This is a genomic window from Pseudoprimorskyibacter insulae (assembly GCF_900302505.1).
GTDB classification, from domain to species: Bacteria; Pseudomonadota; Alphaproteobacteria; order Rhodobacterales; family Rhodobacteraceae; genus Pseudoprimorskyibacter; species Pseudoprimorskyibacter insulae.
Window position 1 is genome coordinate 243,824 of record NZ_OMOJ01000004.1, and the last position, 23,365, is coordinate 267,188.

20 protein-coding genes are annotated in these 23,365 nt (G+C 59.7%); 7 read left to right on the top strand and 13 right to left on the bottom strand.

Annotated elements, in window-relative coordinates; genetic code table 11:
• Nucleotides 1–85: 85 nt before the first annotated feature.
• The 5 genes from PRI8871_RS11820 to PRI8871_RS11840 are packed head-to-tail and all read right to left on the bottom strand — an operon-like array spanning nucleotide 86 to nucleotide 6,491.
• Nucleotides 86–886: a glycosyl transferase gene (locus tag PRI8871_RS11820; protein ID WP_108886422.1), complete on the bottom strand. Its 801-nt coding sequence runs from the start codon at nucleotides 884–886 to the stop codon at nucleotides 86–88.
• Between the two features lie 54 nt (nucleotides 887–940).
• Nucleotides 941–2,104, bottom strand: a complete 1,164-nt coding sequence (locus tag PRI8871_RS11825) for a M20 aminoacylase family protein (RefSeq protein ID WP_108886423.1) — start codon at nucleotides 2,102–2,104, stop codon at nucleotides 941–943.
• Between the two features lie 46 nt (nucleotides 2,105–2,150).
• Nucleotides 2,151–3,503 carry an NAD(P)/FAD-dependent oxidoreductase gene (locus tag PRI8871_RS11830; protein ID WP_108886424.1) on the bottom strand — a complete coding sequence of 451 codons (1,353 nt, stop codon included), beginning with the start codon at nucleotides 3,501–3,503 and terminating at the stop codon, nucleotides 2,151–2,153.
• Nucleotides 3,500–4,660: an acetylornithine deacetylase gene (gene argE, locus PRI8871_RS11835; RefSeq protein WP_108886425.1), complete on the bottom strand. Its 1,161-nt coding sequence runs from the start codon at nucleotides 4,658–4,660 to the stop codon at nucleotides 3,500–3,502. The genes PRI8871_RS11830 and argE overlap by 4 nt, the downstream gene beginning before the upstream one ends.
• A 10-nt stretch (nucleotides 4,661–4,670) precedes the next feature.
• Nucleotides 4,671–6,491: an ABC transporter ATP-binding protein gene (locus tag PRI8871_RS11840; protein ID WP_108886426.1), complete on the bottom strand. Its 1,821-nt coding sequence runs from the start codon at nucleotides 6,489–6,491 to the stop codon at nucleotides 4,671–4,673.
• 244 nt (nucleotides 6,492–6,735) lie between these two features.
• Between PRI8871_RS11840 and PRI8871_RS11845 the strand changes: the two genes are divergently transcribed.
• From PRI8871_RS11845 to PRI8871_RS11860, 4 genes are all read left to right on the top strand, one after another.
• The gene (locus tag PRI8871_RS11845) at nucleotides 6,736–8,439 is read left to right on the top strand and encodes a peptide ABC transporter substrate-binding protein (protein ID WP_108886427.1); all 1,704 of its coding nucleotides are present in this window, start codon (nucleotides 6,736–6,738) and stop codon (nucleotides 8,437–8,439) included.
• A gap of 71 nt (nucleotides 8,440–8,510) precedes the next feature.
• Nucleotides 8,511–9,548: an ABC transporter permease gene (locus tag PRI8871_RS11850; RefSeq protein WP_108886428.1), complete on the top strand. Its 1,038-nt coding sequence runs from the start codon at nucleotides 8,511–8,513 to the stop codon at nucleotides 9,546–9,548.
• Nucleotides 9,541–10,509, top strand: coding sequence for an ABC transporter permease (locus PRI8871_RS11855; protein ID WP_108886429.1), 969 nt, complete (start codon nucleotides 9,541–9,543; stop codon nucleotides 10,507–10,509). Before PRI8871_RS11850 ends, PRI8871_RS11855 begins: the two co-directional genes overlap by 8 nt.
• A 277-nt stretch (nucleotides 10,510–10,786) precedes the next feature.
• Entirely contained in the window at nucleotides 10,787–11,869 is a 1,083-nt protein-coding gene (locus PRI8871_RS11860; RefSeq protein WP_108886430.1) for a YeeE/YedE family protein, read from the top strand.
• Here the strand turns inward: PRI8871_RS11860 and PRI8871_RS11865 are convergent.
• The 6 genes from PRI8871_RS11865 to PRI8871_RS11890 form a co-directional block, all read right to left on the bottom strand.
• Nucleotides 11,781–13,079, bottom strand: coding sequence for a DUF3422 family protein (locus tag PRI8871_RS11865; RefSeq protein ID WP_370742024.1), 1,299 nt, complete (start codon nucleotides 13,077–13,079; stop codon nucleotides 11,781–11,783). The genes PRI8871_RS11860 and PRI8871_RS11865 overlap by 89 nt on opposite strands.
• Before the next feature lie 196 nt (nucleotides 13,080–13,275).
• Nucleotides 13,276–14,709: an NAD(P)(+) transhydrogenase (Re/Si-specific) subunit beta gene (locus PRI8871_RS11870; protein WP_108886431.1), complete on the bottom strand. Its 1,434-nt coding sequence runs from the start codon at nucleotides 14,707–14,709 to the stop codon at nucleotides 13,276–13,278.
• A 13-nt stretch (nucleotides 14,710–14,722) separates the two neighbouring features.
• Nucleotides 14,723–16,294, bottom strand: a complete 1,572-nt coding sequence (locus PRI8871_RS11875) for a Re/Si-specific NAD(P)(+) transhydrogenase subunit alpha (RefSeq protein WP_108886432.1) — start codon at nucleotides 16,292–16,294, stop codon at nucleotides 14,723–14,725.
• Nucleotides 16,295–16,419: 125 nt separating this feature from the next.
• A complete protein-coding gene (locus tag PRI8871_RS11880; protein WP_181389450.1) occupies nucleotides 16,420–16,872 on the bottom strand; it encodes a methyltransferase family protein in 453 nt (150 codons plus the stop codon).
• Complete coding sequence (locus PRI8871_RS11885) at nucleotides 16,873–17,313, bottom strand: rhodanese-like domain-containing protein (protein WP_245897847.1); 441 nt, start codon at nucleotides 17,311–17,313, stop codon at nucleotides 16,873–16,875.
• Complete coding sequence (locus PRI8871_RS11890; RefSeq protein ID WP_108886433.1) at nucleotides 17,310–18,260, bottom strand: MBL fold metallo-hydrolase; 951 nt, start codon at nucleotides 18,258–18,260, stop codon at nucleotides 17,310–17,312. The genes PRI8871_RS11885 and PRI8871_RS11890 overlap by 4 nt, the downstream gene beginning before the upstream one ends.
• Nucleotides 18,261–18,380: 120 nt before the next feature.
• Between PRI8871_RS11890 and PRI8871_RS11895 the strand changes: the two genes are divergently transcribed.
• Nucleotides 18,381–19,133 (top strand): SDR family NAD(P)-dependent oxidoreductase, encoded by a 753-nt coding sequence (locus PRI8871_RS11895; RefSeq protein WP_108886434.1) that lies wholly within the window; start codon nucleotides 18,381–18,383, stop codon nucleotides 19,131–19,133.
• On the opposite strand, the gene PRI8871_RS11900 is transcribed toward PRI8871_RS11895, so the two are convergent.
• Nucleotides 19,130–19,708 (bottom strand): TetR/AcrR family transcriptional regulator, encoded by a 579-nt coding sequence (locus PRI8871_RS11900; protein ID WP_108886435.1) that lies wholly within the window; start codon nucleotides 19,706–19,708, stop codon nucleotides 19,130–19,132. The two genes, PRI8871_RS11895 and PRI8871_RS11900, sit on opposite strands and share 4 nt — an antisense overlap.
• A 98-nt stretch (nucleotides 19,709–19,806) precedes the next feature.
• Here PRI8871_RS11900 and PRI8871_RS11905 point away from each other — a divergent pair, with 98 nt between their 5' ends.
• Together PRI8871_RS11905 and PRI8871_RS11910 are read left to right on the top strand one after the other, a co-directional pair.
• On the top strand, nucleotides 19,807–20,268 hold the full coding sequence (locus tag PRI8871_RS11905; protein ID WP_108886436.1) for a (2Fe-2S)-binding protein: 462 nt from the start codon (nucleotides 19,807–19,809) through the stop codon (nucleotides 20,266–20,268).
• A 3-nt stretch (nucleotides 20,269–20,271) separates the two neighbouring features.
• Nucleotides 20,272–22,506 (top strand): xanthine dehydrogenase family protein molybdopterin-binding subunit, encoded by a 2,235-nt coding sequence (locus tag PRI8871_RS11910; protein WP_108886437.1) that lies wholly within the window; start codon nucleotides 20,272–20,274, stop codon nucleotides 22,504–22,506.
• A gap of 50 nt (nucleotides 22,507–22,556) precedes the next feature.
• Here the strand turns inward: PRI8871_RS11910 and PRI8871_RS11915 are convergent, their stop codons facing one another.
• The gene (locus tag PRI8871_RS11915) at nucleotides 22,557–23,333 is read right to left on the bottom strand and encodes a gamma-glutamyl-gamma-aminobutyrate hydrolase family protein (protein WP_108886438.1); all 777 of its coding nucleotides are present in this window, start codon (nucleotides 23,331–23,333) and stop codon (nucleotides 22,557–22,559) included.
• Between the last annotated feature and the right edge of the window lie 32 nt (nucleotides 23,334–23,365).

Sequence of the window (23,365 nt, forward strand, 5' to 3'; positions counted from 1 at the left end):
ATCTTTCTTTTAAATACTCAAACAGCGCCGCCAACGGCATGCATTGTCTTTTGAGTATTTATTGGAAAGATGAAGACAGGACACCTTAGCCCCAAGCCTCGCCCAGATCTGCGCGGGTGCGATCAATCCAATGCTCGCGCAGCCAGTCACAGGCTTTGGCATGACGAATAAACGACCCGTTATAGCCATCCACGGCATCGGGCATTTTAGGGCGACCGTGGAAGCAAACCACTTTGGCTTCTGGCTGCAGCTTGGGCCTGCGTAGCCAGTTCATCGGGAATGGATTGCAATCGTATTTGAACGAGACCACCCATGGATCGGGGATGTACTCAAACACGCCGCGCTCCATCGCTTTGTGCGAGGTGTAGCGCTGTTCAGACCCGCGGGCGATTTCTACCTCTTTGTAGGGGTTTGCCGCGAGGTCTTCATACAGGAAACCGTGTTCCGCCGGATCAAACCGAAAGACCGAACCATGCCCCGTGGGACGGCCTTTGCGTTTTTCCGTCCAGTCGTGGCGCATGCAGATTTTACCGGGCGCCATGGACCAGATCGGCTCCAGATCGCCGGTGATAACCACATCCAGATCAAAGCCCAAATAGGGCCCTTCCAGATCAGGCACCAAACCCGGCTTGAACAATGACACCTTGCGCATGGCGCCTTGGCGGTTGGCCACGGCAAGTGCGGCGTTCATAGGCTCGGAAAACGGCTCAATAGGCAGCGGTAGGATTTCCACGTCGGGGTGAATGCCCTCGGCGTGTTCTGTCATGCAGTAGAACCGGATCGGACGTTTCAGGTTTCGCCGCACGCCGGAATAGAGGCGGTTCACGTATTCAGGGCCAAACAAGGTGCCCCATTTGATACAGATGATGTTTGCAGTCTCGGTCATAATCGCCTCCGGAGTTGGCGCCCTCATACGCGGAGAGAGCGCCATGGTCCAGCGTCAGGCGGCGGGCATCCGCTGTTCAACGATTTCCGACCACCAGCTACAGCCGGCCGGGATGGCATCGTCGTTGAAGTTGTATTCAGGGTGGTGCACAGAGGCGCCCGGCCCATTGCCCATCAGAATATAGGCGCCCGGACGCGCGTTCAGCATGAAGGCGAAATCCTCGGACCCCATGACCAGATCTGCCTCTTCGCAGTCACCAGTGACCGATTTGGCCACTTCGGCGGCAAAAGCGGTTTGTTCGTCCGAGTTGATCATCACCGGATAGTTGCGCTTGTAGGTCACGCGCGCGACGCCGCCGAACACGGCCGCTGTCCCTTCGGCAATTTCCTTAAGGCGCTTTTCAACCATGTCCTGAACCGCCGGATTCAGCGTGCGCACCGTGCCTTTCAGCGTCACCTTTTGCGGGATCACGTTGAAAGCTTTGGACGAGGTTTCGAACGATGTCACGGAAATCACGGCGTTTTCTACCGGATCAAGATTGCGGCTGGCGATGGTTTGCAGGGCGATCACGATATGGCTGGCCATGACGGTTGTGTCGATGGTTTCATGCGGTTTTGCGGCATGGCCACCTTTGCCTTCCACCTCGATCTCGACCAAATCGGCCGAGGCAAAGAACGGACCGGAACGGATGGCGAACTTGCCTACGGGCGCGCCCGGCCAGTTGTGCAACCCATAGACCTCTTGCACGTTGAAGCGGTCCATCATGCCGTCATCAACCATTTCGCGACCGCCGCCGCCGCCCTCTTCGGCGGGTTGGAAGATCACCACAACGGTGCCGTCGAAATTGCGGGTTTCGGCCAGATATTGCGCCGCCCCAAGCAGCATCGCGGTGTGCCCATCATGTCCACAGGCGTGCATTTTGCCCGGCACGGTGGAGGCATAGTCCAGCCCCGTCTGTTCTTCGATCGGAAGCGCGTCCATGTCGGCACGCAGGCCGATCACCTTGCCCGACGCCGTGGACTTGCCTTTGATCACGCCGACAACGCCGGTGCGGCCGATACCAGTGACGACCTCATCGCAGCCAAAGGCCTTTAGCTTTTCCTCAACCATTGCCGATGTACGATGCGTATCAAACAGCAATTCCGGGTTGGCATGCATGTCGCGGCGCCATTCGGTGATTGTGTCGTGAAGCTCTGCGAATCTGTTCTTGACCGGCATTGGATGTCCTGAGTGTTGGAGGTTTCGAAATATCTACGATCTGGCGCTATAGCTGCGGGCCCAATTCGATGGGCGACCCATCGGAAAAGCGCGACAGTCGGAACCGTGTCAGATCGTGGCCCACATCGCCACCTGACGCAAGATCCGCCAAAACGCGGCCCATGCCCGGCCCGATGCCAAAGCCGTGGCCGCACATGCCGGTGCCGATGGTCAAGCCTTGGATGCCATTGGCGCGGTCAATTACGGGGACCACATCGGGCATGACATCAATCATCCCGGCCCAAGCAGTTTCAAGCCGCACAGGCCCAATTTCCGGAAACATTGCCTGAAGCCGTTCAGCGGCGCGTTTCAGGCGCTTCATATTGGGCTTGGGGTTCAGAATGCGCATCCGTTCAAACGGCGTTTCGATATCGCCGGTCCAGCGGCGCGGGGTCGTCCAAGCATCGGGATAGCCACGCGGAGCCATCGCCACAAAGCGCGTGCCGGTGGGATCGCCCAGAAACTGTGCCTTGTACTTGGCCGCGTGGCGCACCGCCGACGGGCCGATGAACAGTTCGTGAAACGCGCCGGGGGCCAATGTGACGCCGCCATCGGAACGCGCACGAAAGGCAAAGGTCTTTTCCACGGCGGCCATATCTGTCGGCATATTGATCGGCGCGGTGGCCGCCACGCTGGACCGCACCGACAGTTGCGGGATCTGAATGCCGTGATTGCGCAGGAACAGGCCGGACCACGCGCCGCCGGCCAAGATCACCTCGGGCGCGCGGATGGTGCCGCGTTCGGTCACAACGCCGGTGACGCGCCCCGCTTGAATGTCCAGCGTCCGCACCGCGCAGTTTTCGATGATGATCGCACCGTCGCGTTTGGCAATACCTGCCAAGGCCGGCACGGCAACCCAAGGTTCGCCCTTCATATCCGACGGGGTGTGCAGAATTCCGGCATAGCCACTGCCAGCCAGTTCAGGGAAGGCACGGGCCATGTCGGCGCCTGCATACAGCCGTGTATCGAGCCCGTGCGCCTCAGCGTGGGGCAGCCAACTGGCATAGTTTTCAAGGTCTTCTTGGGTCTTGGCCAGATAGGTCACGCCGATGGTCTTTAGGCCGATATCGACATTGGTTTGCGTCGCCAGATCTTTCCAGATCCGGTTTGCCTCAATCATGATCGGCAACTCATGCGGGTCGCGCCCCTGCTGGCGGATCCAGCCCCAATTGCGCGACGACTGTTCGCCCGCGATGCGCCCTTTTTCCAGCAGAACCACCCGATGCCCTTTGCGGGCCAGGTGCAGCGCCGTCGACACACCAATCACCCCGCCGCCGATCACGGCGAAATCCACCGCCTCGGGCAAGGGCGCATCAAACTGCACCGGCGTGCCCTCATGGATGGGAAATCCGCTTGTCATTCCAATGCCTTCAACAGATCGCGCATGAAACCATGACCGGCCTCAAACTGGCTAATGGGCAGATATTCATTTGGCTGATGCGCCACGCCAATATCGCCCGGCCCGCAGACAACCGCCGAATAGCCCGCCGCCTGAAAATGCCCCGCCTCTGTGCCATAAGACACCACGGATGTGCCGTTTTCACCGGTGATCTGACGCACCAAGGTTTCGGCCGCGCCATTGGCCTCTGGCACCAGCGGCGGGAGCGAGAATTTCTCGCGCAGTTCGATTGAGGTTTCGGAGCGTACAACCTTCATATCGGCCTCAACCTCGGCGACCTTGGCCATAAAAGCATCGCGCCGCGCTTCGGCGGCATCGCCCGGAACCAAACGGAAATCCACGCCGAATTCGCAATCCTTGGCGGTGATGTTATGCGCTGTCCCGCCCGAGATCTGTCCGGTGTGCACCGTGGTCCAAGGCGGCACGAACTGCGCCGCAGCCCCGCCCGGCGGGTTGGCCTGACTTTCTGCATTCTGGTCGTTGGCCCATTCGATCAATTTGACGCCCGACATGATTGCATTCACGCCTGTATGCATGATCGAACTATGCACCTCGAACCCATGCACATGCACCCAATAGGCCAGCCCGCCCTTATGGCCCGTCACGATCTTCATCATCGACGGCTCGCCCACGATCACGGCATTGGCCTTGGGCACAACGCCCTGCATCGCTTCAATCAGAGGCGGCGCGCCGGTGCAGCCGATTTCTTCGTCATAGCTGAGGGCAATTTGCAGCGGGCGCGTCACGCCTTGATATTTCGCCTCGACCAAGGCCCAGATCGACAGCGCGTCAAAGGCCTTCATATCGCAGGCGCCGCGGCCATAAAGCTTGCCGTCCCGTTCGGTCAGAACGAAGGGATCGGTGTCCCAGGCCTGTCCATCCACCGGCACAACATCCGTGTGACCGGACAGAACGACGCCGTCTTCGACCTCGGGGCCGACATGAGCAAACAGGCCCGCCTTGGTCCGATCTTCGTTGTAATGGCGGTGGCAATGGATGCCGTGACTGTCCAGATATTCCTCGACCCAGTCGATCAAGGGCAGGTTGCTGTCCCGGCTGACCGTCGGAAATGACACAAGTTTGGTCAGCAGGTCGCGCGGCGATAGGCGGTCAGTCATGGATGGTCCTTCAGTAGCCGCAGTCGGTGATCAGCACATGATGCCCCGGCGCGACCTCTTGGTATTTCGACGCCTCCGGTTCATGACCAATCGGATGAATGGGCGAGGGAATCGGTTTGAAATTCAGGTCTTTTTCTTCTTTGCGCAGGGTCGGATCGGCAACCGGCACGGCCTGCATCAACGCCTGCGTATAGGGGTGTTGCGGGTTTTCGAACACCGCGCGGCGCGGGCCGATTTCGACCAAACGCCCAAGGTACATCACGCCCACATGATGGCTGACCCGTTCGACCACCGCCATATCGTGGCTGATAAATAGGTAGCTGAGGCCAAGATCGGCCTGCAATTCCATCATCAGGTTCAACACCTGCGCCTGCACCGACACATCGAGCGCCGACACCGCCTCATCGGCGACGATCAGGCTGGGGTTCAGGGCAAGGGCGCGGGCAATGGCGATGCGCTGACGCTGCCCGCCAGACAATTCATGCGGATAGCGGCGCAGAAAACTGCGCGGCAATTCCACCCGGTCAAACAGGCTGGCGACCTTGTCTTGCATTTCGCTGCGCGATCCGATCCCGAAATTGCGCAGCGGTTCGGCCACTTGTTCCATCAGGCGCATCTGCGGGTTCAGGCTGGCAAAGGGATCTTGGAAGATCATCTGCATGTCGCGCCGCATATTGCGCAGCCCGTCCGGCGTTTGGGCCATCACATCCTTACCGGCCAGACGAATTTCGCCCGATTGCGGTTCAACCAAGCGCAACAGCGACCGCCCGACCGAGGATTTGCCGCAGCCGCTTTCACCAACAAGGCTAAGGGTTTCACCCTTGTTCACGGTGAAGGAGACATCTTCGACGGCATGCACATTTGCCACCGTTTTGCGCAGCATCCCGCCTTTGACCGGGAAACGCGTCACCAGATTGCGCACCTCCAGCAGCGGCTCTCCGGTGCCGAGGATGGGGTCGGCTTGCTTGTCGCCCTGCCCCAGCAGGCGCATCGGGCGCGGGTAATCCGTGCCGGACATTTCGCCCAAGCGCGGCACCGCGGCCAAAAGCGCGCGGGTATAATCGTGTTTGGGGTTGGCGAAGATTTCCTCAACCGCGCCTTCTTCGACCTTGTTGCCCCGGAACATGACAACCACGCGATCGGCCATCTGGGCCACAACCGCCATGTCATGAGTGATGAACATGACGGCGGTGCCGGTTTCACGCTTCAGCCGGTCCATCAGCGCCAAAATTTCCGCCTGAATGGTCACATCAAGCGCGGTCGTCGGCTCATCCGCAATCAGCAAGCGCGGCTCGCAGGCAAGGGCCATGGCGATCACCACGCGCTGGCGCATCCCGCCCGACAATTCATGCGGATACTGGGTCAAGCGGCGCTCTGGCTCGGGGATTCGGACTTGGCGAAGCAGTTCCAGCGCGCGGGCCTGCGCCTCTTTGCGGGACAGTTTTTTGTGCAGCCGCAGACCTTCGGTCAATTGCCGGCCAACTGTGAACACCGGGTTCAGCGCGGTCATCGGTTCTTGAAAGATCATCCCGATTTCATTGCCCCGGATGGTGCGCATCAAGGACGCCGGGGTTTCGGCCAGATCAATCTGTTCACCATCCGCCCGATTGAAGAGCAAATGCCCACCCGCGATCTTGCCGCCGCCGTATTCCACCAACCGCATCAGCGACAGCGAAGACACCGATTTGCCCGACCCAGACTCGCCCACGACGCAGACTGTTTCACCCGGGCGAACTTCGAACGACACATCTTCGACCCCAAGCACGGGGCCGTCTTTCGTTTGAAATTCAACGCGTAAGTTGCGAATCTCGGCGATCGTGTCGTCCAGCATAGGAACTCCTGCAGGTTACAGAGCCTCACGCTAATGAGGAAGGCAAGGCAGTGTCAAACCCGACAAAGCCCTTCCGTAAGGCGACCCTTGATTTTTTGTAAAAAGCTGCTTCGATGGTTGGCAGTAGGGTCGTGCTTGTCGATTTTTGGTCGGTTTTCCACAGGCGTTTGCTTGTACCATCCAGTCAATCTGTGCAGACCTACACAATAATGACGTAAAAAACGTCCAACATGGAGAGTAATATATGAAATTGCGCACCCTCTTGCTCGGAGCTGTGGCCGCGACGGCATTTGCGCCCGCTGCGTTTGCAGAACGCGGCTCCGATGGCGATGTGAAAGTCCTGTATTGGCAGGCCGTTTCCATCATGAACCCCTATCTGTCGAGCGGCACCAAAGACATCGAAGCCTCGTCGATGGTCATTGAACCACTGGGCCGTTTCAACGAAACCGGCGCCATGGTGCCTTGGCTGGTTGACGAAATCCCGACCGTGACCAACGGCGGCGTCAGCGCAGATCTGACCTCGATCACCTGGAAAATCAAAGACGGCCTGACGTGGTCGGACGGCTCGGCCTTTACTGCCGAGGACGTGAAATTCACCGCCGATTACTGCATGGACCCCGATGGCGGCTGTCAGCAGTTGGCCAAGTTCGACGGCGTGTCGAGCATCGAGGTTCTGGATCCGCTGACCGTCAAGGTCACCTTCGAACGCGCGATGCCGAACCCCTATGGCCCGTTCATGGGTGCCGAATCGCCGATTCTGCAAAAAGCTCAGTTTGAAAACTGCACCGGCGCGAACGCTCCGACCTGTTCGACCGAAAACTTCTACCCCGTCGGCACTGGCCCGTTCGTGGTTGAAGACTTCCGCCCGAACGACGTTATCACCTTCAAAGCCAACGACAAATTCCGCGATCCGGCGAAGCCGGCCTTCGCAACCATGACCCTGAAGGGCGGCGGCGATGTGACCTCGGCGGCCCGCGCGGTTCTGGAAACTGCCGAATTTGACTACGCTTGGAACCTTCAGCTTGCCCCCGATGTTCTGAACTCGATCGCCGAAGGCGGCAAAGGTCAGACCGTGTCGGCATTCGGCACGCTGGTTGAGCGTCTGGAAATGAACCTGACCAACCCGTCGGCGGAACTTCCGGCAGAAACCCGTGCGACCGTGGCTGAACCGCACCCGTTCCTGTCGGACATCCGCGTGCGTAAGGCGCTGTCGATGGCAATCGACCGCGAACTGCTGGTCGAAGTCGGCTATGGCCGCGCTGGCCGCCCGACCTGTAACCTGGTTCCGGCCCCGGCAATGTTCGCATCCGACAACACCGAATGTTTCACCCAAGATCTGGAAGGCGCAAAGGCCCTTCTGGAAGAAGCAGGCTATGTTGACAGCGACGGCGACGGCGTGCGCGAAAAGGACGGCGTGAAGCTGGCCATTCTGTACCAGACCTCGACCAACGCCGTGCGTCAGGACTTCCAGCTGCTGATTAAGGATTGGTGGCGCCAGATCGGTGTTGAAACCGAACTGCGCAACATCGAAGGCGCTGTGTTCTTCGGTGGCGATCCGGGTTCGCCCGACACCTTCCAGAAGTTCTATGCAGATGTCGAAATGTACGCGAACAACTTCGCTGGCACCGACCCGCAGCCCTATCTGGCGATGTATCGCTGCGGCAACGAACCCAAGCCCTCAAGCCAGTGGCTGGGCGCCAACATCAACCGCTACTGTGACCCGGAATATGACAAGCTGATCGACGAGCTTGGTCAGACCGGCGAGCTGGAAAAGCGTGCTGAACTGGCGAAGAAGATGAACGAAATGCTGACGAAAGAAAGCTACACCATCGTTCCTCTGGTTGACCGTGGTCGTGTGTCCGCGCATTCCAACTCCCTGGGCGGTGTGATCCTGAACACCTGGGATTCGGAACTGTGGAACGTGGCCGACTGGCACCGCGTGAAATAATCATCGGGGGTGGGGCGCAGAGCGCGCCCTACCCCTACTTCGCCCAAAAAACCAATAAACTGAGGCGTTGAATGCTGACTTTCGCAATCCGCAGACTGGTTTTAACCGTCCCGACGCTTCTGTTTATCAGTTTTGTCATTTTCATGCTTCTGCAGCTGGCCCCCGGCGACCCAATGGCCCAAGTGCCTTTGACCGTCCCCGATGAGGTCAAACAGAAGATGCGCGAAGCCCTTGGCCTGGGCGAACCGCCACTGATCCAATATGCCAAATGGCTCAAACAGATGTTCTGGATCGAACCCAAGGTTCTGATCGACTGGATGACGCGTGAAAGCGCGCTGTTTGGCTGGCTGCCCGATACCAACCTTTATCAGGGCGAGCTGCGCGTTCTAAGCTGGCAGACCCGGTCGCCGGTGATGGACATCATCGTTCAGCGCATCCCCCAGACCCTTTGGGTGGTCGGCCTGAGCTATATCGTCGGCATCCTGATTGCCCTGCCCATCGGGATCTATTCGGCCTACCGCCAATATTCGGTCTTTGATCAGGCCGGGACCTTCATCACCATGATCGGCTTTTCGATCCCACCGTTCTTCACCGGACCGCTGCTGATTGTTGTCTTCTCGGTTCAACTGGGTTGGTTCCCGTCGATCTATGACACCACGCATGTGGTAAACGATTGGGACAGCTTTGTTTTCCAATTGCGCCAGATGATCCTGCCGGTCTTGGTTCTGGCCTTGCAGACCACCGCACAGATCAGCCGCTACATGCGCGGCGCGATGCTGGATAACCTGCGCCAAGACTACGTGCGCACCGCCCGCGCCAAGGGCCTGAGCGAGGCCGTGGTCGTTATGGTGCACGTGCTGCGCAACTCGATGATCCCCGTCGTCACCGTCATCGCCCTTGGCGTTCCGAGCATTTTCGGCGGCGCAATCATCACCGAAAGCGTGTTCAAGGTGAACGGCATTGGCCAGTTGCTGATCACGTGGCTGTTTGCCAATGACCTGCCGGGCATCATGACCCTGACCTTTATCTTCGCAGCGCTGATCCTGCTGTTTAACCTGATCGCCGACATTCTGTACGGCATCCTCGACCCGAGGATTCGCTATGACTGACGCCCCGCCCCCCATTCAGGCCTTGCAAGACAAGGTGCCCTCGGCCCCGCCGCGCAGCCAATGGCTGGATGTGTGGTCACAGTTTCGCAAGCATTCGGGCGCTATGGTCGGCGCGGGGTTCTTGGTGTTCATCACCCTGTTCGTGCTGGTCGGCCCCTATATCTGGACGCTGGACGCCCAAGCGCTGAACATGCGGGCGCGGGATATCCGCCCGATCTACACGGCGCTTTGGGATAGCGGCGCCAAGGTCGATTGGGCCCATCCTTTGGGGTCCGACAACCTTGGCCGCGATGGTCTATCACAACTGATCGCTGGCGGGCGGTCGTCACTGGCCGTTGGCTGGGCGGCGATGGTCCTGACCTTGGTCATCGGCACCACCGTCGGCGTTCTGTCGGGCTTTGTGCGCAAACTGGACGGCCCGCTAATGCGCTTGACCGACCTGTTCCTGTCCCTGCCGATCCTGCCGCTGCTGCTGGTGGCGGTGACCTTCTTCCGCCAACCGTTGCGCGCGGCCTTTGGCCCTGAAGGCGGGATGTTCGTTCTGATCGTGACCGTTGTCGCCCTGACAAGCTGGATGCCCACCGCGCGAATTGTACGCGGCGATATTCTGGCGTTGAAGGAACGTGAATTTGTCCTGGCCGCCCGGTCCATCGGCACACGCCCGCTGCACATCATCCTGCGGCACCTGCTGCCCAATGTGCTGTCGCCGATCATGGTTTCGGCTACGCTTGGCCTTGCCACGGCGATCATCACTGAAAGCGCGCTGAGCTTTCTGGGCGTCGGTTTCCCGTCGGACTTCCCGACTTGGGGCAAGATGCTGGCCGATGCCGTTCCCCGGATGGAGGATTTCCCCGAACGCGTTCTGCTGCCCGGTGTGGCGATTTCGCTGACGGTTCTGGCGGTGAACTATCTGGGCGACGGGCTGCGTGACGCGCTGGACCCGCGAACCCGAGGTCGCTGATTCGATCCGAACGCCGTCAAAGGGCCTGCCGTACAACCTACGGCAGGCCTTTTGCCTTTGGGCCGCGCCCTCGCGATTTAAGGACAGACGCCCCGATCCGCGCAGCGGCACAAACACCCCGTCCCATCATCGCATTCGCTTAACAACATTGGTTCGGCTTTTCCGCCCAAACCAGAACAGTGTTCTGCGGCCAAGCAACAACGTATAGTTTAGAGCCATTGCGCCGGGTTATTTTTACCGACTACTGGAACAATCGTTCCTATATCCGAGACGCGCCATGTATGAATCCTTCGGCTTTGAAACCCTGACAGCCCCCCAAGCCGCTGTCTTTTTCGCCCTCGCTTTGGGGGCGGTTTTCGGCTTTCTGGCCGAGCGAACCAAATTCTGCTTCCGCCGCGGTCTGGTCGGAGATGACCGCCGTCAGGCCATGGGCGTTTGGCTGACAGCACTGGCGGTGGCGGTGCTTGGAACACAGGCAGCCGTTGCCTTTGAGGTGATTTCTTTTGACGATCACCGTTTCATGGCGACAGACCTACCCGTTCTGGCCATCGTTGTGGGCGGTCTGCTGTTTGGAGCCGGTATGGTGCTGACGCGCGGCTGCGTTTCGCGCCTGACGGTGCTGACGGCCTCGGGCAACCTGCGCGCCCTGACCGTTCTGCTGATTTTCGCCATCGCGGCCCATGCAACGCTAAAGGGCGTTCTGGCCCCGCTGCGCACCACGCTTGGCGCAGTCACCGTGCCGGTGGACACCGTCAGCCTTGATGCCCTGCCCGGTGGCGGACTTGTTTGGGCGGCGATCATCGCCGTGGCCGCGCTGGTCGTTGCGGCCCGCTCGGGCAACCGCCTGACCGTTTTGGCCGGCGCTGCCTTGCTGGGCGCTTTGGTGCCGCTGGGTTGGGTTGGCACCGGTTTCGTCCTGTATGACGATTTCGACCCGGTCGCCTTGGAGAGCCTCAGCTTCACCGCCCCCTATGCCGACACTCTGTTCTGGACCGTTGCCAGCACGTCGATCCCTGCTAACTTTGGCGTTGGCCTGATCGGCGGCGTTCTGGCCGGTGCGCTGGTGGCCTCGGTTCTGTTCCGCAGCTTCCGCTGGCAGAGCTTTGCCACACCCAGCGAAACCGGGCGCTATGCTACTGGCGCAGTGATGATGGGAACGGGCGGCGTATTGGCGGGCGGCTGCACCGTGGGCGCCGGGCTGGCCGGCATCCCCACACTGTCGATTGCGGCCTTGCTGGCCATCGGGTCTATCGCAGCGGGTGCGCTGCTGCTCAATGCAGCTCTCGGCCGGAGCCTTTCTCCATCGCGTGGTGAATTCGGCGGATCATCAGCCAAACAATCAGCACTACCGGCAGAGTAACCAGCGCCGTTAACAAACCCTTGCTATACCCCATGGCCGACGCCACGGGGTATAGTGCGTAAGAAGCCAGCGACACGGCGTAATAGCTGATCGCGACGACCGACAAGCCTTCGACCGTTTTCTGTAGCTTGAGCTGAAGGTCCGCGCGTTTGTCCATGGATTCCAGCACCTTCTGGTTCTGGGCAGACCGTTCCACCTCAACCCGTGTGCGCAGCAGATCGCCCGCCCGCACGGCCCGCGCGGTCATCGTTTCCAACCGTTCTTCAGCGGAATTAACGGTGCGCATGGCAGGGTCATACCGGCGCATCATGAATTCATGAAATGTTTGCCGCCCCTGAAACCGCGCCTCGCGCAGCACTTCGATCCGCTGATTCACAATCGCCCGATAGGCCCCCGTCGCCCCCAGCCGGAAGGATGTCTGCGCCGCCAGCGTCTCAAGCTCAGCCGAGACGCTTAGAAGCGCCTTGAGCGTTTCCTCAGCCGCATCGCTGCCCGAGGTCATCGCCTCCATCAGGCCGGTCAATTCGCTCTCGATCTGGCCCATGCGTGGCGACAGTTCGCGCACGCGGGTAAAGCCCAGCATCGACATGGTCTTATAGGTCTCAATCTCACACAGGCGCTGCACCACCCGGCCAATGCGCCGTTCGCCCACGCCGGGGCGGGCAAAGACGCAGAACCGCTGATGGCCTGCCGGATCAATGCGGAAATCGCCGCCAACAATCGCGTCACCATCCAACACGGAACTGACCGCAAGGCTTTCAGGTACAAACCAATCCTCAAGCGATTGACCGATGGCCGCATCATCCGTTTGTTCGGTCACCCGGATCAGGGCCGAAGTCATCCGAACCCCCGGCGCCTTCGACAACCAATCCTCGGGGAAAACCGAAAAATCGCTGGGATCAAAGGGCTTATCCCCGACGCCGGCCAAGAACACAGTATAGGTCACAAACTCGGTGTGCTGTTCCCATTTCAGCGAATGCTGACCGATCTGCCCCGAAAAATGCGTCGCCCCCGGCTGCGGATGCGCCGTGCCGTAGCGATCGAGCAGATCCAAAAGATGGGTCAGATCCCCAGACCGATCCCGCGACGATGCATTTGTCGGCTGTTTGATCGCCAAGAACACCGCCCGGCACGGCGCTTTCAGCGACGGGAAAGGCCGAGCGTGAAGTTCGTTTGCAAGTTTGTAGCGAAGCGGGTGGTCGTTGATCATATCAGGCACTCGGTCGATAGTATCCGGCCACAGAAACACATGGATCAAAAAAGATAAAGCAATTTCAATATCTTGCCTGAATACATCGGTATACAGGGCAATCTGGCAACAAATCCGGGTCACGCCCGTGCACTACAGCCGCGCAAACAAAAAGGCCCCACCGGATGGCGGGGCCTTTCTAACCTGCGGTATGCGATTAGCTGATTTTGGTCAGCAGCTCGTCCAGCGACTTCTTGGCGTCGCCGTAATACATGCGGGTGTTTTCTTTGTAGAACAGCGGATTTTCGATGCCCGAGTAGCCAGTGCCCTGACCACGCTTCGATACGAACACCTGCTTGGCCTTCCAGCACTCCAGAACCGGCATCCCGGCGATCGGGCTGTTCGGGTCTTCTTGTGCGGCGGGGTTCACGATGTCGTTCGACCCGATCACGATGGCCACATCCGTTTCCGGGAAGTCATCGTTGATCTCGTCCATTTCCAGAACGATGTCGTAGGGCACCTTGGCTTCGGCCAGAAGCACGTTCATGTGACCGGGCAGACGGCCTGCAACCGGGTGGATTGCAAAGCGCACGTTCTTGCCCTTGGCGCGCAGACGGCGCGTCAGTTCGGCCACGTTCTGCTGTGCCTGCGCAACCGCCATACCGTACCCCGGAATGATGACAACGCTGTCGGCTTCGTCCAGAGCTTGTGCCACACCGTCCGCGTCGATCGCGATCTGCTCGCCCTCGACTTCCATCGCCGGACCGGTGGTGCCGCCGAAGCCGCCCAGGATCACGCTGATGAACGACCGGTTCATGGCCTTACACATGATGTACGACAGGATCGCACCCGAGGAGCCAACCAGCGCACCGACAACGATCAGCAGATCGTTGCCAAGCGAGAAGCCAATCGCGGCAGCCGCCCAGCCCGAGTAGCTGTTCAGCATCGACACAACCACCGGCATGTCGGCGCCGCCGATGCCCATGATCAGGTGATAGCCGATGAACAGCGCCGCCAGTGTCATGAAGAACAGCGGCAGGAAACCACCCGAGGTGAAGTACCAGATCAGACAGACAACCGAGATCACCGCAGCCGCGATGTTCAGCATATGCCCGCCCGGCAGCTTCTTTGCAGCCGAGGTCACTTTGCCCGCCAGCTTGCCATAGGCAATGACCGACCCGGTAAAGGTGACGGCACCGATCAAGATGCCAAGGTACAGCTCGACCCGCAGAATGTTCTGCTCGACCGAAGTTTTATGCGCCAGCAGTTCGGCAAACCCATGCAGACCTTCGCGGGCCGCAGGATCCATCGCCAGAACGTTCGACAGCTCAAAATGCGCGTTGAAGCCAACGAACACAGCCGCCAGACCAACCAGAGAGTGCATGGCTGCCACAAGCTGCGGCATCTCGGTCATTTCGACCTTTTTGGCCACGTACCAGCCGATCAGACCGCCGCCAGCAATCAGAATTGCCGACAGAAGCCACAGGCCCGAGCCGGGGCCGATGAGCGTTGCGAACACAGCCAGCGCCATGCCCACAATGCCGTACCAAACGGCGCGTTTCGCGCTTTCCTGCCCCGACAAACCGCCGAGCGACAGGATAAAGAGGACGGCTGCGACGACATAAGCCGCCGTGGTAAATCCGAATTCCATTGTCCCCTACTCCTTACGATTTCTGGAACATGGCGAGCATGCGCCGTGTCACGAGGAAGCCGCCGAAGATGTTGATCCCGGCCATAAAGACCGAAAGCCCGGCGAGCAGGATCACCAGGAACGACCCGGAGCCGATCTGCATCAGCGCGCCCAGAATGATGATCGACGAAATCGCGTTGGTGACAGCCATCAGCGGCGTGTGCAGCGAATGCGACACGTTCCAGATCACCTGGAAGCCGATGAACACCGACAGAACGAACACGATGAAGTGCTGCATAAAGCTGGCCGGAGCCACCAGACCAACGGCCAGCAGCAATGCGCCTCCCACGGCCAGCAGGGTGACCTGCTGTTTGGTCTGCGCTTTGAACGCAGCGGTTTCCTTCGCGCGCTTTTCTTCCGGCGTCAGTTCCTTGGGCTTTTCTTTCTTCTGCGCAGCAATCGCCTGAACTTTCGGCGGCGGCGGCGGGAAAGTGATTTCGCCCTGATGGGTGACGGTCGCACCACGGATAACGTCGTCTTCCATGTTGTGTACGATCTGGCCGTCCTTTTCAGGGGTCAGGTCGGTCATCATGTGACGGATGTTCGTGGCATAAAGCTGCGACGACTGGGCTGCCATGCGCGACGGGAAATCCGTGTAACCGATGATGGTCACACCGTTTTCCGTAACGATCTTCTCGTCTTTGACGGTGCCTTCGGCGTTGCCGCCTTTTTCGGCCGCAAGGTCAACGATGACCGAACCCGGCTTCATCGCCGCGATCATATCGGCCAGCCAAAGCTTGGGCGCTTCGCGGTTCGGGATCAGCGCGGTGGTGATGACGATGTCAATCTCAGGCGCCAATTCGCGGAACTTCTTGAGCTGCGCTTCGCGGAACTCGGGGCTGGAAACAGATGCGTAACCGCCCGTTGCCGCGCCGTCCTGCTGTTCTTCTTCGAAGTCCAGATAGACGAATTCCGCACCCATCGATTCGACCTGTTCGGCCACTTCGGGGCGCACGTCGAATGCATAGGTGATCGCTCCGAGCGAGGTCGATGTCCCGATTGCCGCCAGACCGGCCACACCGGCACCGACGATCAGCACCTTCGCCGGGGGCACCTTGCCCGCAGCGGTCACCTGACCGGTGAAGAACCGGCCAAAGTTGTTGCCCGCTTCGATGACAGCGCGATAACCCGCGATATTTGCCATCGACGACAGTGCGTCCATCTTCTGGGCGCGGGAAATCCGCGGCACCATTTCCATGGCGATCACATTGGCGCCCTTGGCTTTCGCAAGCTCAAGACCTTCTTCGTTGCCACCCGGATTAAAGAACGAAATCAGCGTCTTGTCTTTGTTCAGACGCTTCAACTCCGTTTCATTCGGCTGGCGAACCTTGGCGATGATATCAACATCTTTCCACAGCGCAGCTGCGGTCTTGATGATTTCGACACCAGCCTCCTCATAAAGGGCATCACTGAAACCGGCCGCGACCCCTGCCCCGGATTCGATTGCGCAAGCATACCCCAATTTCTGGAGTTGCCGCGCCGAATCGGGGGTCATCGCGACGCGCGCTTCACCCTCGAATGCCTCTTTTGGCGTTCCTATCTTCACGTTCTCTGTCCCCTTCAGCGTCAGAACAAACGATTGCGTTGAGTATCCCGTCCACAGAACGGTCTAGCGAAATGACCGTTCATCCACAACCAGCGGGCGGATTAATGTCGAACTTGGCGGGAAGGTCAAACCCATCTGCGTGTTTGTTGCGCGTATCGTGTAAAATGCGCAACAAACTTTCGTCGCAAACGATCCTCCTCAGGTAGGATAAATCGTCGCTCTATGACCCAGACAAAGATCGGAACCAATGGCAGCGACAGGACAGCGTCCCAGTTCAGGATCAGCCCTGTAAGGATCATCGCGTCGCCCAAATAGATTGGGTTGCGACTGCGTTTGTAGATGCCAGAGGTCACCAAGGCCGAGGCGGTCAGATGCGGAATGACCGTCGTGCGATGACGGCGCAGCTCGTAGAAGGCCAAAGCGATCAGCACCAGGCCCGCGCCGACCAAAAGGCCGCCCAACAGGCTGACAATTGGCGTCTCAATCGTCAAGCTCATGGAATAATGCGTCTTTTGCTGCCAAGCCAGCACCACGAACCCGGCAAACCACACCGGGGGTATGTCCAACCACTTCAGCATTCAGGGCCTGTAAGCGGCGCTGTTGCGCCATTCATCAAGGCCGCCTTGCAATACGACGACATTTTCATATCCCATTACGCGCGCGGCAAAGGTCGCCTGCGCCGAAAGACTTCCCTTATTGCAGTACAGGATCACCATGCCATCCGGCAATGCGTCCAGCTGACCCGGCAGTTGACGCCATTCGATATTGATCGCGCCCGGGATGTGTTCGGCGTCAAATTGAGCAGCGTCGCGGGTATCGACAATGGTCGCTGCGGCAAAAACGCTCTCATCCACTTGGGCAGGCAGGATGATACCGGATTCATAGGTGGCAAAATCCATGTAATCGATGATTGCCTCTGCGACCGGATCGTCGCTTGCCGCGCTGACCATTGGATAGACACCAACCGCAAGGGCCAGCGCCATGGAAACTGACTTGCCAGTAAAACCGCGCAGCATCATTCCCACTCCATCTCTTCATAGACCCGGCCTGCATTCTTGGTCGCCAGTTCTTCAAACGTGTCCAAATGCGCCCAGTTCGACTGATCAACATAATAGGCCCCTGCCAGATCGCCGCCTTCGTCGATGTGGTCACGGATCTTGGTGCGCAAATCGACCAAATAGTCATGCGTATATCGCGTGACCTGCGCCAAATTCGTCGGATGGCCATGCCCCGGAATGACATACGTCGGGTTCAACGGGGCAAAGCCCGTCTCCCATGTCTCAATCCAGCAACCTGTGCAGGTGTCAGGGAAAATCGGCGGCATCCGTTCGTGAAAGGCAATGTCCCCCGCAACCATCATGCCCCATTGCGGAATCCAAACCTGCGTATCGCCGGGTCCATGGGCAGGCCCAAGATGCAGAACATGAAGCGTCACATCGCCCATCTCGACAGTGTATTCATCTTCGAAAGACAGGTTCGGCACCGCGATATAGGTGCCTTCCGCCTTTTCGCGATTGTATCGCTCCATCCCTTGCAGGATGAAATGGCCGTTTTCCTCAACCTCTTCGATGGCCTCGACATGAGCAAGAATATCAACGCCTTGATCCCGCCAATAGCTGTTGCCCAGCACTGCGTGGCCCTGCCCGTTTTCATTGATGACCAGTTTCACCGGCTGATCGGTGACAGCCTTAATCTCATCATGCAGGGCTTTGGCCAGCCGATACGCCGCGCCGCCATTAATCACAACAACACCGTCACCTGTGACAATAAATGTCAGATTGTTATTGTGTCCGGTGTTGTCATAAGTCGGCGGCGCGGTCGCCCCGATTGCGGAAAACACATGCGGGATCACCTCAACGGGTTTGTCGTAAAGATCGGACTGCGGATACTTGTCTGCGATGTCTTCGCTGGCCGCTGCGGAAGTGGCGATGACGGCCATTAGGGCGAAATAGGAAAAACGAGTCATTGGATCCTCCCCCGGAACTCGCCTTAAATTCACAGATATGAATTTGTAAATCAAGTTCTAATGCACCGCCCTTGCCAGCGCCCATCTATGGCGTATCGTGGCCCAAAGGGAGGAAACATCATGAGCTTAGCGGGAAAACATGCCATCGTCACAGGCGGCGGCACGGGCATTGGCCTTGGCATTGCGCGCGCCTTGGCCGCACAAGGAGCCGAAGTCACCATCACCGGTCGGCGGCTTGAAACGCTTCAGGCCGCCGCCGGAAACGGCATTCATGCATTGGCGATGGACGTCCAAAACGAAGCGTCGGTTGTCGATGGCATCGCTTCGGCTGTGGCGGCGCGTGGGCCGATCCAAATCTGCGTGCCCAATGCCGGGATCGCCGAAGGGCGCGCGCTTCACAAGATGGATCTGGAATTCTGGCGCAATATGGTCGCCACCAATTTGGACGGTGTCTTTCTGACCATTCGGGAAAGCCTGAAATCCATGCACCAGACCGACTGGGGTCGCGTAGTTGCCGTGTCTTCGATTGCTGGGCTGAAAGGCCTGCGCGGCGCGCCCTGTTACACCGCCACCAAACATGGGGTGATCGGCCTGATCCGGGCTTTGGCCGAAGATCACCTAGGCAAGCCCTATACGTTCAACGCGATTTGCCCGGCTTATGTGGACACCGACATCATCACCCGCAACACAGAAAGCATCATGGCCCGCACCGGTATGGATGAGGCCGCGGCGCGCGATGTCATGGTTGGCGCCAACAAACACGGGCGCTTGATTACGGTTGAAGAAGTCGCTGAAACCGCGCTTTGGCTGTGTTCAGCCCAGTCTGGCAGTGTCAACGGACAGGCCATTCAGATCGCTGGCGGCGATTTTTAAGGGCGCAGCGCTTTGGCAAATAAGGTGGCCAGCCTGTCACGGTTGGCCACATATTGTGCGAAGGGCGGCTCTTTCACACCTTTCAGCGCGGCCATAATCACCTTGGCCGTTTCAGCCGCAGGCAGGCTCAGCGCGATTTCATGGCGCCCTTCCGCCTCGGCCAGCCATTGCGTCAGGCGCAGGGTCAAGGCCGCGTCACCGTCGCGGGCGATATCGCCATGCAGGGTCGCAGTGGTATCGAGCAATTCCGCCCCATGCGGGGATTCCAACAGCGGCTGAATAGTGGGGCCGTGCATGGCCGCAAAAGCGGATTTCAGCACATTTTCGACAGGTCCTGCGCTGGCCAAGGCCGCGTCCAGCGCTATTTCGGAGTCAGCGTAGTACTCGCTGACAAGAGATCGAAAAATGTCTTCTTTGTTTTTGAAATGCAGATACAGCGCCGGGCGTGACATGCCCGCAGCCTGCGCGATATCCGCCATCGACGTCCGCCGATAGCCATATTGCGCGAAAACCGCCACGGCGGATTCGCAGATCTTCTGCTGTTTCTGAAAATCCGAGTCTGTTTTCTGGTCCACACAGACGTTCTGACAAAACTAGAAAAAAATGTCAATTGACATCTCTGACATTAAATATACTTTTTGTCATAACGTCAAAATGTCACCAAGGGGCTCTCATGACCACCACATTGACCATCAACGGCACCCGGCACAGCGTGGATTTGCCGGACGACCTGCCCCTGCTGTGGGTGCTGCGCGATGAGATCGGCTTGACCGGAACGAAATACGGCTGCGGCGTCGCGGCCTGCGGGGCCTGCACCGTCCATATCGATGGCGAAGCGGTGCGATCCTGCCAGGTTGCCTTGTCCGATGTCTGGGGCGATGTCACAACGATCGAAGGCCATGGCACGCCGGACGCTTTGTCTGCGCTGCAACAGGCTTGGATCGACCATCAAGTCGCGCAATGCGGCTACTGCCAGTCGGGCCAGATCATGCAGGCCGCAGCGCTTCTGGCGCAGGCCCCCTCCCCCACCGACGCCGAGATTGACGAGGCCATGCAGGGCAATCTGTGCCGCTGCGGCACCTACCCACGCATCCGCGCCGCGATCCATTCCGCCGCCAAAGCGATGGAGGGCTAAGCCATGTCCCGCATTGGAAAAATCGCCCGCCGGACCTTCCTGATTGGATCAGCCGCCGTGGTCGGCGGCGTCGCAATCGGCGCTTGGTACGTATCGCGCCCTGCGCCCAACCCACTGACCCCGCAAGAGGGCGAAGCAAGCCTGAACGCCTTTGTTGTGATCGACGGCAACGGCGTGACCTTGGTCGCCCCGCGCGCCGAGATGGGGCAAGGCGTGCGCACCACATGGGCTGCGCTTTTGGCTGAAGAACTGGACGTCAACTGGGAAGACATCAAAGTCATCCACGGGCCAGCCGCAGCCGCCTATTACAACAGCGCGATGATGGCCAGCGCCCTACCGGGGATTGAATATCGCAAGTCGGAATTCACCCGAAACCTGGGCGAAGCCCTTGGCGTCATTGGCAAAGTCTTTGAAATGCAGATCACCGGCGGATCAACCGCCATGCGCGACGGCTATGAACGGATGCGCGCCACCGGGGCCGCCGCACGCGAAATGCTGAAAGAGGCCGCCGCCAAGCGGCTGGACGTCAAAGCCCGTGATCTGCGCACGGAAGGCGGCGCGGTAATTGCGCCGGATGGCACGCGTCTGACCTATTCCGAGCTGGCCGCTGACGCCGCCGCGCAAGACCCGCGCGATGTGGCCCTGCGCGACCCGTCGCAGTGGCGCTATCTAGGCAAGTCGCTGCCACGTGTGGATATCGTCGAAAAATCGACCGGCACCGCGACTTTCGGCATCGACGTCCGCGTTGAGGGCATGAAGTTCGCCGCGCTGAAAGTCAGCCCGCGCCGTGGGGCAATGAACGGCTTTGATGCCTCTGCTGCGCGGACCATGCCGGGGGTCGAACAGATCGTCGATGTGGGCGATGGCGTGGCCGTGGTGGCCAGCAACACTTGGCTGGCGATGCAGGCGCTGGAGGCGATCACCTTCGACTGGGGGCCTGCGCCCTACCCCGCCACGACCGATGCGATTTTTGCCCCCATCGCAGCCGCGCTGGGTGCTGAGCCGACCGCCACGCCTCGCGATGATGGCGATGCCAGCACCGTGCCAGATGGCGCGACGGTGGTTGAGGCGGACTATTCCGCGCCCTATCTGGCCCACGCCACGATGGAGCCGATGAACGCCACTGCTTTGATTGACGCCGATGGACTGACGATCTGGGCGGGCAACCAAGGCCCAACCATCCTGCGCGACCGCTGCGCCGAGGTGGCAGGGCTGGACGCGGACCAAGTGACAGTCCACACGACCTATATGGGCGGCGGGTTTGGTCGGCGCGGAGAGGTGGATTTCGGTCAGTACGCCACCCGCGTGGCCATGGCACTGCCCGGCGTGCCGGTGCAACTGACCTGGAGCCGCGAAGAGGACATGACCCATGACTTCTATCGCCCCGGCACCATGGCGCGGATGCGCGGCGCGGTGAAAAACGGCACAGCGGTTATGTTGGATGCGCAGGTTGCCTCGCCCTCGCCATCGCAGCAGGCGTTGAAACGCTGGATGGGCTTTGCCCCCGGCGGCCCCGATAATGTGATCACCGAAGGTTTGGCGAACCAACCCTACGCCATTCCGAACTATCGCTGCCGCAATCATCAGGCCGACGTCGCAGTGCCGATTGGGTTCTGGCGGTCTGTGGGGAATTCGCACAACGGGTTCTACATGGAAAGCTTCATGGATGAGATGGCCCATGCCGCAGGCGCCGACCCGCTGGACTTCCGGCTGGATTTGGCACGACGTGAATGGGCCCCGGCGGCGGGTGTCTTGCAGGCGGTCAAGGACATGTCGGGCTGGACCGGGCAAACGCCCGATGGCACCGGGCGCGGCGTGGCCATGTGCTATGCCTTTGGCACGCCCGTGGCGACGGTGATCGAAGTGCAGGACGAAGGCGGCGCAATCCGCATTGCCAAAGCGTGGATGGCCTGTGATCCGGGCATTGCGCTCGATCCGTCGATCATTGAGGCGCAGATGTTCGGCGGTTTGGTCTATGGGCTGTCTGCCGCCATGTCCGAAGAAATCACCTTTGACAATGGCATAGCGCAGCAGGAAAACTTCCCTGATTACGAGGCGTTGCGCATCCACCAGATGCCGCAAGTCGAGGTGCGCATCCTTGAGACGCTGCCGCATATCAGCGGCGTGGGCGAACCGGGCACACCCGGCGCAGCCCCGGCCCTTGCCAATGCGCTGTTTGACCTGACAGGCAAACGGGCGCGGCAATTGCCGCTGAACAAAATGTTCGACTTTATCTAGGGTCTGAAAATGAAACGGCGACCGCCCCACAACGGGGCGGCGCAATCCGTTTAGGCCGACCGCACCATCGGCGCAGCGCGGCCCGCCGCGAATTGGCGCACGGCCTCGCCAAACGCTTCGAACAAGGGGCGCGAGACGGGATCGTTGGCCGCTTTCCATTCGGGGTGCCATTGCACCGACATGGTAAAGCCCGGCGCACCCTCGACATAGATCGCCTCGGGCGTGCCATCGGGGGCGTAGCCGTCAATGACGATCCGCTTGCCAGCGGTTTTGATCCCCTGCCCGTGCAGCGTGTTCGTCATCACTTTGGGTGAGCCCATGAGCTTGTGGAATGGCCCGCCTTCGGTGAAGGTCACGACGTGGCGCAGGGCGAATTTTTCCTCAAGCGTGCCATCGGGCGGCATGCGGTGGTTCATCCGGCCCGGCAGATCACGGATTTCCGGGTAGAGCGATCCGCCCATCGCCACGTTCACCTCTTGGAAGCCGCGGCAGATGCCAAGGAACGGCTGGCCACGATCCACGCAAGCCCGCACCAACGGCAGGGTGATCGCATCACGGCACCGGTCAAACGCGCCATGCGCTTCGGTGGCCGCTTCGCCATATTCTTCGGGGTGCACATTGGGACGACCGCCCGTCAGCAAGAACCCATCACAGACATCCAGCAGTTCATCGACCGACATATAGGACGGGTCCGCCGGAATCAGCAGCGGAATACAGCCCGAGACCTTGGCGATGGCTTCGGAGTTCATGCTTCCGCCGCCATGCACTTCATATGTTTCGTTAATCAGATGCGGATTGCCGATAATACCGACGACGGGTCGCGCCATGGGGTGCTCCTGAATGTGATCTGTATCTCATA

What these genes read in the sequence shown, in the direction of transcription:
- PRI8871_RS11880 (WP_181389450.1), bottom strand. Translation starts at nt 16,872, where the DNA reads ATGCTGAAGTGGTTGGACATACCCCCGGTGTGGTTTGCCGGGTTCGTG.
- PRI8871_RS11825 (WP_108886423.1), bottom strand. Translation starts at nt 2,104, where the DNA reads ATGCCGGTCAAGAACAGATTCGCAGAGCTTCACGACACAATCACCGAA.
- PRI8871_RS11840 (WP_108886426.1), bottom strand. Translation starts at nt 6,491, where the DNA reads ATGCTGGACGACACGATCGCCGAGATTCGCAACTTACGCGTTGAATTT.
- PRI8871_RS11845 (WP_108886427.1), top strand. Translation starts at nt 6,736, where the DNA reads ATGAAATTGCGCACCCTCTTGCTCGGAGCTGTGGCCGCGACGGCATTT.
- PRI8871_RS11860 (WP_108886430.1), top strand. Translation starts at nt 10,787, where the DNA reads ATGTATGAATCCTTCGGCTTTGAAACCCTGACAGCCCCCCAAGCCGCT.
- PRI8871_RS11820 (WP_108886422.1), bottom strand. Translation starts at nt 886, where the DNA reads ATGACCGAGACTGCAAACATCATCTGTATCAAATGGGGCACCTTGTTT.
- PRI8871_RS11905 (WP_108886436.1), top strand. Translation starts at nt 19,807, where the DNA reads ATGACCACCACATTGACCATCAACGGCACCCGGCACAGCGTGGATTTG.
- PRI8871_RS11910 (WP_108886437.1), top strand. Translation starts at nt 20,272, where the DNA reads ATGTCCCGCATTGGAAAAATCGCCCGCCGGACCTTCCTGATTGGATCA.
- PRI8871_RS11915 (WP_108886438.1), bottom strand. Translation starts at nt 23,333, where the DNA reads ATGGCGCGACCCGTCGTCGGTATTATCGGCAATCCGCATCTGATTAAC.
- PRI8871_RS11850 (WP_108886428.1), top strand. Translation starts at nt 8,511, where the DNA reads ATGCTGACTTTCGCAATCCGCAGACTGGTTTTAACCGTCCCGACGCTT.
- PRI8871_RS11885 (WP_245897847.1), bottom strand. Translation starts at nt 17,313, where the DNA reads ATGATGCTGCGCGGTTTTACTGGCAAGTCAGTTTCCATGGCGCTGGCC.
- PRI8871_RS11830 (WP_108886424.1), bottom strand. Translation starts at nt 3,503, where the DNA reads ATGACAAGCGGATTTCCCATCCATGAGGGCACGCCGGTGCAGTTTGAT.
- PRI8871_RS11865 (WP_370742024.1), bottom strand. Translation starts at nt 13,079, where the DNA reads ATGATCAACGACCACCCGCTTCGCTACAAACTTGCAAACGAACTTCAC.
- PRI8871_RS11895 (WP_108886434.1), top strand. Translation starts at nt 18,381, where the DNA reads ATGAGCTTAGCGGGAAAACATGCCATCGTCACAGGCGGCGGCACGGGC.
- argE (WP_108886425.1), bottom strand. Translation starts at nt 4,660, where the DNA reads ATGACTGACCGCCTATCGCCGCGCGACCTGCTGACCAAACTTGTGTCA.
- PRI8871_RS11870 (WP_108886431.1), bottom strand. Translation starts at nt 14,709, where the DNA reads ATGGAATTCGGATTTACCACGGCGGCTTATGTCGTCGCAGCCGTCCTC.
- PRI8871_RS11890 (WP_108886433.1), bottom strand. Translation starts at nt 18,260, where the DNA reads ATGACTCGTTTTTCCTATTTCGCCCTAATGGCCGTCATCGCCACTTCC.
- PRI8871_RS11855 (WP_108886429.1), top strand. Translation starts at nt 9,541, where the DNA reads ATGACTGACGCCCCGCCCCCCATTCAGGCCTTGCAAGACAAGGTGCCC.